Origin of the sequence: Streptomyces sp. NPDC056486, from assembly GCF_042795295.1 — a bacterium.
Classification (GTDB): Bacteria; Actinomycetota; Actinomycetes; order Streptomycetales; family Streptomycetaceae; genus Streptomyces.
In genome coordinates this window covers 18,891-29,862 of record NZ_JBHTSF010000109.1, presented here as the reverse complement: position 1 = coordinate 29,862, position 10,972 = coordinate 18,891, and the positions used below count along the sequence as shown (strand labels likewise).

General features: G+C 71.1%; 13 protein-coding genes. 6 read left to right on the top strand and 7 right to left on the bottom strand.

All coding sequences use genetic code 11. The features are described 5' to 3' along the window. Positions 1-70: 70 nt before the first annotated feature. The 3 genes from ACFQ7F_RS32330 to ACFQ7F_RS32320 all read right to left on the bottom strand — a co-directional run bounded on the left by ACFQ7F_RS32330 (position 71) and on the right by ACFQ7F_RS32320 (position 2,698). Positions 71-1,120 carry a YeiH family protein gene (locus ACFQ7F_RS32330; protein ID WP_383278129.1) on the bottom strand — a complete coding sequence of 350 codons (1,050 nt, stop codon included), beginning with the start codon at positions 1,118-1,120 and terminating at the stop codon, positions 71-73. Then, positions 1,120-1,689: a cysteine dioxygenase gene (locus ACFQ7F_RS32325; protein ID WP_383278126.1), complete on the bottom strand. Its 570-nt coding sequence runs from the start codon at positions 1,687-1,689 to the stop codon at positions 1,120-1,122. Before ACFQ7F_RS32325 ends, ACFQ7F_RS32330 begins: the two co-directional genes overlap by 1 nt. Before the next feature lie 103 nt (positions 1,690-1,792). After that, entirely contained in the window at positions 1,793-2,698 is a 906-nt protein-coding gene (locus ACFQ7F_RS32320; protein WP_383278123.1) for a LysR substrate-binding domain-containing protein, read from the bottom strand. A gap of 63 nt (positions 2,699-2,761) precedes the next feature. Between ACFQ7F_RS32320 and ACFQ7F_RS32315 the strand changes: the two genes are divergently transcribed. Further along, positions 2,762-3,751, top strand: a complete 990-nt coding sequence (locus ACFQ7F_RS32315; protein WP_383278121.1) for a helix-turn-helix transcriptional regulator — start codon at positions 2,762-2,764, stop codon at positions 3,749-3,751. On the opposite strand, the gene ACFQ7F_RS32310 is transcribed toward ACFQ7F_RS32315, so the two are convergent. Both ACFQ7F_RS32310 and ACFQ7F_RS32305 read right to left on the bottom strand, forming a co-directional pair. Continuing rightward, positions 3,711-4,553, bottom strand: coding sequence for an alpha/beta fold hydrolase (locus ACFQ7F_RS32310; protein WP_383278118.1), 843 nt, complete (start codon positions 4,551-4,553; stop codon positions 3,711-3,713). The two genes, ACFQ7F_RS32315 and ACFQ7F_RS32310, sit on opposite strands and share 41 nt — an antisense overlap. A gap of 94 nt (positions 4,554-4,647) precedes the next feature. Then, positions 4,648-5,286: a TetR family transcriptional regulator gene (locus ACFQ7F_RS32305; RefSeq protein ID WP_383278115.1), complete on the bottom strand. Its 639-nt coding sequence runs from the start codon at positions 5,284-5,286 to the stop codon at positions 4,648-4,650. Positions 5,287-5,401: 115 nt separating this feature from the next. Between ACFQ7F_RS32305 and ACFQ7F_RS32300 the strand changes: the two genes are divergently transcribed. The 4 genes from ACFQ7F_RS32300 to ACFQ7F_RS32285 all read left to right on the top strand — a co-directional run bounded on the left by ACFQ7F_RS32300 (position 5,402) and on the right by ACFQ7F_RS32285 (position 8,673). Continuing rightward, the gene (locus ACFQ7F_RS32300; protein ID WP_383278112.1) at positions 5,402-5,557 is read left to right on the top strand and encodes a hypothetical protein; all 156 of its coding nucleotides are present in this window, start codon (positions 5,402-5,404) and stop codon (positions 5,555-5,557) included. A gap of 63 nt (positions 5,558-5,620) precedes the next feature. Next, positions 5,621-5,962, top strand: coding sequence for a hypothetical protein (locus ACFQ7F_RS32295; protein ID WP_383278109.1), 342 nt, complete (start codon positions 5,621-5,623; stop codon positions 5,960-5,962). Positions 5,963-6,008: 46 nt separating this feature from the next. Further along, on the top strand, positions 6,009-7,172 hold the full coding sequence (locus ACFQ7F_RS32290) for a cysteine desulfurase family protein (RefSeq protein ID WP_383278106.1): 1,164 nt from the start codon (positions 6,009-6,011) through the stop codon (positions 7,170-7,172). 211 nt (positions 7,173-7,383) lie between these two features. After that, entirely contained in the window at positions 7,384-8,673 is a 1,290-nt protein-coding gene (locus ACFQ7F_RS32285; protein WP_383278104.1) for a cytochrome P450, read from the top strand. A gap of 42 nt (positions 8,674-8,715) precedes the next feature. Here the strand turns inward: ACFQ7F_RS32285 and ACFQ7F_RS32280 are convergent, their stop codons facing one another. After that, positions 8,716-9,393 (bottom strand): N-acetylmuramoyl-L-alanine amidase, encoded by a 678-nt coding sequence (locus ACFQ7F_RS32280; RefSeq protein WP_383278102.1) that lies wholly within the window; start codon positions 9,391-9,393, stop codon positions 8,716-8,718. Positions 9,394-9,454: 61 nt separating this feature from the next. Between ACFQ7F_RS32280 and mnmA the strand changes: the two genes are divergently transcribed. After that, positions 9,455-10,588, top strand: a complete 1,134-nt coding sequence (mnmA, locus tag ACFQ7F_RS32275; RefSeq protein WP_383278099.1) for a tRNA 2-thiouridine(34) synthase MnmA — start codon at positions 9,455-9,457, stop codon at positions 10,586-10,588. Positions 10,589-10,604: 16 nt separating this feature from the next. Here the strand turns inward: mnmA and ACFQ7F_RS32270 are convergent, their stop codons facing one another. Continuing rightward, positions 10,605-10,934, bottom strand: a complete 330-nt coding sequence (locus ACFQ7F_RS32270; RefSeq protein WP_383278097.1) for a DUF427 domain-containing protein — start codon at positions 10,932-10,934, stop codon at positions 10,605-10,607. Between the last annotated feature and the right edge of the window lie 38 nt (positions 10,935-10,972).

Sequence of the window (10,972 nt, the reverse complement as noted above, 5' to 3'; positions counted from 1 at the left end):
GAAAACTTTCAGCCCGTCCGGCGATTGAGGACGAACTCGGCGAAGCCGGTGATGACGGCAACCAAAGCCCCTACCCGACCACCATCACGCCCGCATACGAACCCCCCGCCACCACCACCCACGCCCCCAGCCCGACCACCGCCACCCTCCACCCCGTCCGGGCGAGCGAGGGCAGATCCACCGCGGCGCCGAGCCCGAACAGGGCCGCCGCAAGCAACAGTTCCTGGGCGTGGCCCGCCAGGTCGAGGACGGAACCCGGCACCCAGCCGGTGCTCCGTACCGCCACCATCACCAGGAACCCCGCAACGAACAGCGGAAGGACCGGCGCCCGTCGCCCCGCTCCCGCCCCGCGCACAGCGGCCCCGCGGGCCCGTAAGGACAGCGCGACCCCCGCCACCAGCGGCGCGAGCATCGCCACCCGCATCAGTTTCACGAGGACCGCGTCCCCCAACGCACCCGCCCCGGCAGTCTGCGCGGTGGCCACCACCTGACCCACGTCGTGGACACTCGCACCGGCCCACCGGCCGAACTCCGCGTCACCGAGACCCAACGGGCCCTGCAACAGCGGCAGTACGGCGATGGCCAGCGTCCCGCAGAGCGTCACGAGCGCCACCGACACCGCCGCGTCCCGCTCCTCGCTCTCACTCACCTCACTGACCGCGCCGATCGCGGACGCGCCGCAGATCGAGTAGCCGGTGGCGATCAGGAGCGGCTGATCGCCGGGCAGCCCCATCCGGCGGCCGAGCCACCACGTCCCGAAGAACGTCGCCGCGACCACCCCGAGCACCATCGCCACCGTCGCCCAGCCAAGACCCAGGACGTCGTCCAGGCTCAGCTTCAGACCGAGTAGGACGATGCCGAGCCGCATCAGCCGCTTCCCCGCGAGGGAGAGACCCGCCTTGCCCCGGCCTCGTACGACGGCGCGGGCACCCCGCACATGCGCCGCCACGAGCCCGAGCGCCACCGCAGCCGTCAGCATCGGCACGGCGGGGAGCAGGGTGTGTGTCACCCAGGCCGCCCCGACGCCGAGGGCCGCGAGGGCGAGTCCCGGCAGCGTGGGGGAGCGGGGAGGTGCGGGTGCCACCGGGGAGGCCGGCTGGCGCTGGCCGAGCAGTGCCATCAGCGGTCGGCCGGCAGCGCGTAGACGCGGCGCACGCTGGTGCGGAGGCGGGAGATGTCCGCGCCGTACACATGGAGCGAGATCGCCCGCCGCGTACCGGCGTTCCACACCCGGTGGATGTCTCCGGGCGGTGCGAAACCGCACACCGTGCCCTGCCGGTTGACCAGGTCCTCGGTGGCGACGAGCCGCGCCGGGGCCCCTGCCGCCGCCGGGACGAGGCGGTAGCGCCGCTCGTGCTCCGCGCCCTCGTGGACGCCGGTGACGCACCAGGAGACGTGATCGTGGACCGGCGTGTGCTGGCCCGGCAGCCAGACGAGGCCGACCACCGAGAAGCTGCCGTCGTGCTCGGCGTGCAGGAGATGCTGCCGGTAGCGCCCGGGATCGCCCTCGCACTGCTCGTCGGCGAGCAGATCGGCCGCGCCCAGATACGGCGCGAGCCGCTCGCCGACCAGGTACGCCGTCAGATCCGGCGGAAGACCCCGGCCGACGGCCTCGCGGACATCGGTGACGAGGGTGTCCAGACGCCCGGTGGTGCGGGCCGCGCGGAACGCGGTGGTGGAGGCACTCATACGGGCAGCGTCCTGCCGCCCTTCCATCACGTCCAACGACAGTTTCTAAGCCATACCCCAACACCTGCTTATGGATGGCGGCTTCGATCGGAGGCTGTGCGCCTCAGCAGCCCATCCGGTTCGCCGCGACCGCCTTCAGCTCATCCAGGACCAGCGCCGTCGCGGGAATCCGCAGGTGCTCCCTGAGCGCGTACGCCGAGACCTGCCGACGGGACGCCGGATCGAGGGCCCGGCCCGTCACCTGCCGGTGGCGCAGGAAGTTGAGGACGAGCCCCGGCATCATCGCGATGCCGAGCCCCTCGGCGACCAGGCTCTGGATGACGAGATTGTCGTCCGTGGTGAAGGCGATGTCCGGCGTGAAGCCCTGCTCGGCGCACTCGTGCAGGAAGTTGGCGCGGCAGCGCAGGCAGCCCGCGATCCAGCGCTCGCCCGCGAGGTCGACGAGCCTGACGGATCGGCGCCGGGCCAGCGGATGGCGCGAGGGCATGAGGACCGTCAACTGGTCCTCCATCAGCGGGATCTCCACCACCTCCTCCGGTACGTCCTCGTGCAGGCCGGGATAGTGGAAGGCCAGCGTGATGTCGCAGTCGCCGTGCACCAGGCGCTGGAGCGACTCGGGCGGTTCGTTCTCCTGGAGTTCGACGCGCACGCCGGGGTGGCTCGCCGCGAGCCGGGCCAGCGCCTCGGGGATGAGGGTGGCGTTGGCGCTGGGGAACGCGCAGATGCGCACGCGTCCGGTGCGCAGGCCCGTGATGGCGTTCATCTGCTGCTGGGCGGCGTTGATGTTGCCGAGGATGATTCCCGCGTGCCGGGACAGCGCCTCGCCCGCCTCGGTGAGCCGCATCCTGCGGCCGACGCGGGTGAACAGGACCGTGCCGACGGACCGTTCGAGCGCCTTCATCTGCTGGGTGATCGCCGGCTGCGTATAGCCGAGCGAGCGGGCGGCGGCGGAGTAGGAGCCGGTGCGGACCACTTCGTGGAATGACCTGATGTGCCGGGAATCGAACACATCTGCATCATAAGCGGGGTGCGGGAAGAGCCGCAGGCAGGCCCTTTCCGCCATCCTTGGGGCGTGAAATCCGACCGGCTGCTCTCGATCCTGCTGCTGCTCCAGACCCGTGGGCAGGTCCCCGCCCATGAGCTGGCCGACCGCCTCGAAGTCTCCGTGCGCACCATCTACCGCGACATCGAGGCGCTCTCCGTCTCCGGCGTCCCGGTGTACGCCGAGCGCGGGCGGCACGGGGGCATCGCGCTGCTTCCCGGTTTCCGCACGGACGTCACGGGGCTCACCGCGGACGAGTCGCGGGCGCTCTTCATCCTGGCCGCGCAGGGCGCGCACGCCGCGCTCGGGCTCGACGAGGCGCTCGGCTCCGCGCTGCGCAAGGTCATGGCGGCCCTGCCCGCACCGCACCGTCCCGCCGCCGAGTTGACCAGTCGGCGCATCCTCGTCGACTCGGCGCGCTGGATGCCGGGGCCCCGCGGATCGGATCCGGTCACCGTCGACCTCGACGTACTGCAGGACGCCGTCTTCTCCGACCGGCGGCTGCGCCTGCGCTACCGCCACAGCGGCGACGCCCGGCCGCGCACCTACACCGTGGATCCCTACGGCCTCGTCTCGAAGGCGGGCGTCTGGTACCTGGTGGCCGACCGGCGCGGCGCCCCCCAGCTCTTCCGCGCCGACCGCGTACAGGAGGCGACCCTTGCGGACGCACCCGTCAAGCGCAGGCCGGGCATCGAACTCGCCGACGTATGGGCCGTGCTGAAGCGTCAGGTCGAGGACCGTCCGGTCGGCGTCGACGTGACGGCGCGGGTCGCACGCGACCGGTTCGCCCAGTTCCTGCGCCTGAAGGGGCAGTTCCTCAGCGCACGCCCCGAAGACGACGGCGAGAGCGAGTGGATCGACGTCCGGCTCGGGTTCGGCGTCGTCGGGGACATCCGCACGCTGCTCCCGTTCGCCGCCAGCGTGGAGGTGCTCTCGCCGCCGGGGGCGCGCGCCGAACTGGCGGACGCCGCCGCCGCGGTCACCGACCTTTACGCAGGAAGCGGCTCAGCGCGCCGGTGAGCTGAGCGGGCGCGTCCTCCTGTACGAGATGTCCCGCGCCCTCGATCAGACGCAGCTCGGCGCCGGGGATCAGCTTGGCGAGCTCGTGGCCGCGTTCCACCGGGATCCAGGTGTCGTCCGTGCCCCAGCAGACGAGGACGGGCAGCGCCAACTCCCCGTACCGGCCCTGGATCTCATCGGTGAACCGCTGGTCGTTCTGCTCGATCTGCCGGTAGAAGGCGGGCCTGCCCTCCTCCGTGCACCAGGGCTCGACCAGGCGGTCGAGCACCGCCGGGTGCAGTCCGCGGTGGCTCGCCGAACCGACGTACTCGCGCACCAGCGCCTCGTGCAGGGCGGGCGGCAGCTGGGTGAAGACGTCGGCGTGCGCGCCGAGCAGACGGTAGGTGGGGGAGCCCCAGGGGGCGAGGGCCACCGGGTCGACGACGGCGAGGCGTTCGTAGCGGGCGCCGTGCAGGAGGTGGGCGCGCAGCGCGACGCAGCCACCGAAGTCATGGGCCACGACAGCGGGTTCGTCCAGGCCCCAGTGGGCCAGGAGCTCGGTGAGGACGCGGGCCTGCGCGGCCAGGGTCACATCCTGCCCGGACCGCATCTCCGACGCCCCGTAGCCGGGCAGGTCCCATACGTACACGCGGTGTTCCTGGGAGAGCGTGCGGGCCACGCTCCGCCAGACGTACGAGGAGAAGGGCGTGCCGTGGACCAGGACGACGGGCGGTGCGTCCTCGGGTCCGACGGCGGTCCAGCGGACTGCGCCGGTCGGTCCTGCGAAGGTCTGGTCGAGTGTCCAGTCGCGATCGGTCGTCATGACCGTAAGGCTAGTAGCTCCTTACGGGAGAGTCGAGCGTCGCGGCGGGGCAACGGGCCTCGCCATATCCCTTGTCACCGCCTGTCACCGCCTGTCAGCGTTCGTCCAGCCAGTGGCGCCGCCCGAGCGACACCAGGCGCAGCTGCCGACGTGCGCTGGCCGCCACCCGTTCCTGTGCGTCGGGTGCCGCCTCCAGGAGTGCGGACGCGGTCATCACCATGTGATCGACGTACATCCTGGCCAGCATCAGGAGATCGTCCTCGTCCCAGCCCACGGACTCGGGCTCCTGGGAGAACTGGCCCGCCACCTCCTGCGCGAACAGGGCGAGTTGACCGCCTATCGCGGACCGCACGGCCTGCACCCCGCCGTGCTGCTCGCGGGCGATGAAGCGGACGTGGGCGGGGTGGGTGCGGACGTAGGCGACGATCAACTCGACCGTGGCCGCGATGCGTTCCTCGCCGTCGTCGCCATTGCCGTCGCCGGTCGCCGCGAGGAGCGAGACGAGTGTGGTGTGCAAGCTGTCCAGCGCCTCCTCCACCAGGGTCACGCCCAGGTCGGCCACATCGCGGAAGTGCCGGTAGAAGGCGGTGGGGGCCACGCCCGCGGCGCGGGTGACCTCGCGCAGGCCCAGGCTGCTCAGGCTCTGCTCCTCGAGCAGCTGGAGCGCCGCGTCGAGGAGTGCCTGCCGGGTTTTCTGCTTCTGGGCCTGCCGGATGCCGAGAGTGTGACTCATGCCATGCAGTTAACAACTGTTCTCCGAGATTGGAAAGCCGGAGAAGAGGTACTCTCTAACTCAGTGAACAGTTGTTACCACAAGCGTTCACCGAACCCTCAACGAGAGGCATCCCATGTTGTTCCTCGTCGCCGCACTCCTGCTGCTCGGTGTCGCCCTGGGCTCCGTGGCCCACGCGCCGCTCCCCGTCACCCTCGTCGCCGCCGCCGTCATCGGCGTCTGGCTCGTGGTGTTCACGGTCCGCGAGCGGCACACGCGTCGCCACTCCTGAGCGCGCCGCCACTGTTCCGTTGTTCCGTAACTGATCCGCACGGCCCCTGAAAGGAGTCACACCATGGGACTCAGCACCCTCGCCCCCAAGCCCACGACCACCACCTCCACCACCACCGCCTCCACCACTTCGACCCGTGAGCCCGCCCCCGCCCCCGTCCCCACCGGCCGGCGTGACACCGACGGCATGGCCGTCGCCTCGTTCGTCCTCGGCCTGCTCGGGCTGCTCGTCCTGAACCTCTTCCTCGGCCCGATCGCGATCGTCCTCGCGAGCATCGCGCTGCTGCGCGGGACCAGCCGAAAGGGTCGTGCGGCCCTCGGACTCGGGCTCGGCGTGGCCGATCTCGTCGTCCTCGCCGTGCTGATGTCCATGGACAACACCGTGTCGTGGGGTCTCGCGGGCTGACCGCTGGAACGCGGGGCCCGGCGCGGCTCGTAGAATCGTGCGCACCATGGCCTACCTCGACCACGCAGCGACCACTCCGATGCTTCCGGAGGCGATCGCGGCGATGACCGCCCAGCTCGCCGCCACCGGCAACGCGTCCTCATTGCACGCCGCCGGGCGCCGGGCGCGACGTACCGTCGAGGAGGCCCGCGAGACGCTCGCCGAGTCGCTCGGCGCGCGCCCCAGCGAGACCGTCTTCACCGCGGGCGGCACGGAGGCCGACAACCTGGCCGTGAAGGGCCTGTACTGGGCGCGGCGCGACGCCGACCCCGCGCGGACCCGGGTCCTCGCCAGCCCCGTCGAGCACCACGCCGTCCTCGACGCCGTGCACTGGCTCGGCGAGCACGAAGGCGCCACCGTCGAGTACCTCCCCGTCGACGCGTACGGCCGCGTGCACCCCGAAGCCCTGCGCGAGGCGATCGAGCGCGACCCCGACGACGTCGCCCTCGCCACCGTCATGTGGGCCAACAACGAGATCGGCACCATCCAGCCCATCCGTGAACTGGCCGATGTGGCAGCCGAGTTCGAGATCCCGCTGCACGCCGACGCGGTGCAGGCCTTCGGTCAGATCCCCGTCGACTTCGGTGCGTCCGGGCTCGCCGCGATGACCGTATCCGGGCACAAGATCGGCGGTCCGTACGGCATCGGGGCGCTGCTCCTGGGGCGCGAGTACAGCCCCGTGCCCGTCCTGCACGGCGGCGGGCAGGAGCGTCATGTGCGCTCCGGGACGCTCGACGTGCCCGCGATCGCCGCGTTCGCCGTGGCGGGGCAGCACGCCGCCGGACAGCGCGAGAGGTTCGCCCGCGAGATCGGCGCGCTGCGGGACGATCTGGTCTCCGCCGTGCGCGCCGAGGTTCCCGGCGCGATCCTGGGGGGAGACCCGGTCGGCCGGCTGCCCGCGAACGCACACTTCACCTTCCCCGGCTGCGAGGGAGATTCCCTCCTGCTGCTGCTCGACGCCCAGGGCATCGAGTGCTCCACCGGCTCCGCGTGCACGGCGGGCGTGGCCCAGCCGAGCCACGTCCTGCTCGCCACCGGCACCGACCCCGACCTCGCCCGCGGCACGCTCCGCTTCTCCCTCGGCCACACCTCGACGGAGGCGGACGTGGCGGCGGTGGCCCGGGCGATCGGCCCGGCGGTGGAACGGGCGCGTTCGGCGGGGCTGAGCTGAGCCGGGTCCGGCCTGACGTTGATCCCGGTTTGGGCCGGTAGGTGACGCAGGTAACGCCGGACTGCGTTGATCGCGCCCCGAGTTGATGCCGGTTTCAGCCGCTATAGGGAGGACAGGCACAGGAGCGGGCTACGAGGCCCGCAGTCCGCCGATCTATGCTGGCCGCTCGCGAGTCCGCTCCGCGCGTTCGGGGCTGCACGACAACCCCCTCATGGAGTTCACATTGAAGGCGAACCTCCGCTCTCGCATCGCCGCGCGGCTCGGGCGCATATACCTCTCCAGGATCCAGAGGAACGGGATCAGCGCCTCCGCGATCTCGCGTCTTCCCGAGCCCCTGCTCGCGCCGATGCGCCGTGACGGGCTCGACCCGGTGGCCCGGCTCACCGAGCACCAGGCGGAGCAGCCGATCTCCAAGGTGCCGCTGCCGTTCGGCATGGACGCCTGGGTGGTCACCGGCTACGACGAGGTGAAGGCCGTCCTCGGCGCGACCGACGGCTTCAGCAACGACTTCACGAACCTCGCGGGCAACGCCGGTGTGGTCGAGGACCACAACCCCGGCGGCCTCGGTTTCAGCGACCCCCCGGTCCACACGCATCTGCGCCGCATCCTCACGCCCGAGTTCACGATGCGCAGGCTGCGCCGCCTCACGCCCCGGATCGAGGCCATCGTCGAGGAGCGGCTCGACGCGATGGAGGCGACGGAAGGGCCCGTCGACCTCGTCCAGGCCTTCGCGCTTCCGATCCCCTCGCTGACGATCTGCGAGCTCCTCGGCGTGCCGTACGAGGACCGCCACGACTTCCAGCAGCTGGCGATGGAGCGCTTCGACCTCTTCGCCGGGGCGACCGCTCCCTTCGGGGCGATATCCGCCTCGCTCTCCTACTTCAGGGACGTCGTCAAGAAGCAGCGCGAGAACCCGGGCGACGGACTGCTCGGCATGATCGTGAAGGAACACGGCGACACGGTCGACGACGAGGAGCTCGCCGGTCTTGCCGACGGCATCCTCACCGGCGGCTTCGAGACGACCGCGAGCATGGTGGCCCTCGGCTCCCTGCTGCTCCTCCAGGACCCCGAGACCGCCGCGCGGCTGCGCGATGACGACTCGGCGGCCGCCCCCTTCGTCGAGGAGGCGCTGCGCTACCTCAGCGTCGTGCAGGTGGCCTTCCCGCGGTTCGCCCGCGAGGACATCGAGATAGCCGGGGTGCTCATCCCCAAGGGCGACCTGGTCCTGTGCTCCCTGAGCGGCGGCAACCGCGACGCCAAATACACCCCCGACGGCGGCGGCTTCGACCCGCACCGCAAGGCCTCCGGCCACCTCGCCTTCGGCTACGGCATCCACCGCTGCATCGGCGCCGAACTGGCCCGCATGGAGCTGCGCGCCGCCTACCCGGCCCTGGTGAAGCGCTTCCCCGAGATGCGGCTCGCGGTCGCTCCCGAGGAACTCGCGTTCCGCAAGCTCTCGATCGTGTACGGGGTGGAGTCCCTGCCGGTGCACCTGCGGTAGGAAGCGTGTGGCCGGTCAGGCGAGGGCCGGTAGGACGGCGGGTCAGGCGAGGGCGGTGCGGGCTTTCCGCACCAGCTTCATGTACCGGTCCCAGTCCCAGTGCGGCCCGGGATCCGTGTGGTCCGTGCCGGGCACCTCCACGTGCCCGATGATGTGTTTCCGGTCCACCGGGATGTCGTACCTCTTGCAGATTCCCGCGGTGAGGCGTGCCGACGACTCGTACATGGCATCGGTGAACGAGGACTTCTTGTCGACGAAGCCCTCGTGCTCGATGCCGATGCTCCGCTCGTTGTAGCTCTTGTTCCCCGCGTGGAACGCCACGTCCAGCTCGCGGATCATCTGGGCGATGTGCCCGTCCTTGCGCACCACGTAATGAGCGGCCGCGCCGTGCGCCGGGTCCTTGAACACCCTCAGGGCCGTGTCGTACCCGCCCTGCACGACGTGGATGACGACCATGTCTATCCCGTAGTCGTCAGGCCGGTCCGCCCGGCGCCAGTTGTAGTCGGACGCGGCGACCCACTGTGCGCCCTTGGCGTCGACCTCGCCCTCCTCGCGCCTCTTGACGACGCCGGGCAGCCGCCACCACAGGCGGCCCAGCTCGTCCGAAGCGAGCACAGCTGTGCCGACGGCCGCCGCGGCGCCGCCGATCAGGAGCGTCCGCCTGTTGACGCCCCGGCGCCCGGGCTCCTGCTCCGACTTCGAGTCCTGTTCTGCCCCCATGTGATCGTCAACGCTTACTCACGGGCGCCTGGTTCCCGCGGGCCCGTACCCTGTTAGAGCTATGACTGAGAACCGGACCCCGCAGCGCCCCCGCCCCCTTCGCGTACTCGCCGCCATGTCGGGCGGCGTGGACTCCGCCGTCGCCGCCGCGCGTGCCGCCGAAGCAGGGCACGACGTGACCGGAGTGCACCTGGCACTCTCGGCGAACCCGCAATCGTTCCGCACGGGCGCGCGGGGCTGTTGCACCATCGAGGACTCCCGCGACGCCCGCCGCGCCGCGGACGTCATCGGCATCCCGTTCTACGTATGGGACCTGGCCGAGCGGTTCCGCGAGGACGTCGTCGAGGACTTCATCGCCGAGTACGAGGCGGGGCGCACCCCGAACCCGTGCCTCCGCTGCAACGAGAAGATCAAGTTCGCCGCGCTCCTGGACAAGGCCCTCGCGCTCGGCTTCGACGCGGTCGTCACTGGCCACTACGCCACGGTTGTCGTGAACGACGACGGCACGCGCGAGCTGCACCGCGCATCGGACATGGCCAAGGACCAGAGCTACGTCCTCGGGGTCCTGGACGACCGCCAGCTCGCGCACGCGATGTTCCCCCTCGGTGACACGCTCACCACCAAGGAAGAGATCCGCGCGGAGGCCGAGGAGCGTGGCCTGGCCGTTGCCAAGAAGCCCGACAGCCACGACATCTGCTTCATCGCCGATGGCGACACCCAGGGCTTCCTCGCGGACCGCCTGGGCAAGGCGGAGGGTGACATTGTCGACGCCGACGGCAACAAGCTGGGCACCCATGAGGGCGCTTTCGGCTACACCATCGGCCAGCGCAAGGGCCTGCGGATCGGCACCCCGGCCCCCGACGGCAAGCCGCGCTACGTCCTGGACATCTCCCCGGTGAACAACACCGTGACGGTCGGCCCGGTGGCCGACCTGGACGTCACGGGCCTGACGGCGATCAAGCCCCGCTGGTGCGGAGCAGCCCCCTCCGGGCCCGGCACGTACACCGCGCAGCTGCGGGCACACGGCGGCGAGACCGCCGTGTCCGCGGAACTGGTCGACGGGGAACTGCGGGTCTCCTTCGACGAGGCCGTCCGCGGCGTGGCCCCCGGCCAGGCGATCGTGCTCTACGACGGCACGCGCGTGGTCGGCTCGGCAACGATCGCCACGACGGAGCGGGCGACGGCGGCGGTCTAGCCCCTGTGGGCCTGCCTCAGGCCGCTTCGACTTCTACTTCGTAGAAGCAGAAGTGGTCCTTGATCTGCGCCACCCCGTCCTTCGGCTCGGGATACGCCCACACGAAGTCGGCGGAGTCCGGCAGCGACCAGTACGACGCCGTTCCCTTGAACGGGCAGTACGTGGTCGTGTCCGACGGGGTCAGGAGGTCGGTGCGTACGTCCTGCGGGGGGAGGTAGTAGCGCACGGGGCAGCCGGTCTCGCGCAGCAGCAGTGGGCGGCGGCTTTCGGCCACGGTCCGGCCGTCGCGCACCACCTTTACGAGGTCGGTGCCCTGTTCGATGGTGATCTTGTGTCCTGCTGTCACCGTGGTCTCCTTCTGTGAGCGGCTGTCTGTGAGCGGCC

What these genes read in the sequence shown, in the direction of transcription:
- ACFQ7F_RS32330 (WP_383278129.1), bottom strand. Translation starts at nt 1,120, where the DNA reads ATGGCACTGCTCGGCCAGCGCCAGCCGGCCTCCCCGGTGGCACCCGCA.
- ACFQ7F_RS32325 (WP_383278126.1), bottom strand. Translation starts at nt 1,689, where the DNA reads ATGAGTGCCTCCACCACCGCGTTCCGCGCGGCCCGCACCACCGGGCGT.
- ACFQ7F_RS32310 (WP_383278118.1), bottom strand. Translation starts at nt 4,553, where the DNA reads ATGACGACCGATCGCGACTGGACACTCGACCAGACCTTCGCAGGACCG.
- ACFQ7F_RS32305 (WP_383278115.1), bottom strand. Translation starts at nt 5,286, where the DNA reads ATGAGTCACACTCTCGGCATCCGGCAGGCCCAGAAGCAGAAAACCCGG.
- ACFQ7F_RS32300 (WP_383278112.1), top strand. Translation starts at nt 5,402, where the DNA reads ATGTTGTTCCTCGTCGCCGCACTCCTGCTGCTCGGTGTCGCCCTGGGC.
- ACFQ7F_RS32295 (WP_383278109.1), top strand. Translation starts at nt 5,621, where the DNA reads ATGGGACTCAGCACCCTCGCCCCCAAGCCCACGACCACCACCTCCACC.
- ACFQ7F_RS32290 (WP_383278106.1), top strand. Translation starts at nt 6,009, where the DNA reads ATGGCCTACCTCGACCACGCAGCGACCACTCCGATGCTTCCGGAGGCG.
- ACFQ7F_RS32285 (WP_383278104.1), top strand. Translation starts at nt 7,384, where the DNA reads ATGGAGTTCACATTGAAGGCGAACCTCCGCTCTCGCATCGCCGCGCGG.
- ACFQ7F_RS32280 (WP_383278102.1), bottom strand. Translation starts at nt 9,393, where the DNA reads ATGGGGGCAGAACAGGACTCGAAGTCGGAGCAGGAGCCCGGGCGCCGG.
- mnmA (WP_383278099.1), top strand. Translation starts at nt 9,455, where the DNA reads ATGACTGAGAACCGGACCCCGCAGCGCCCCCGCCCCCTTCGCGTACTC.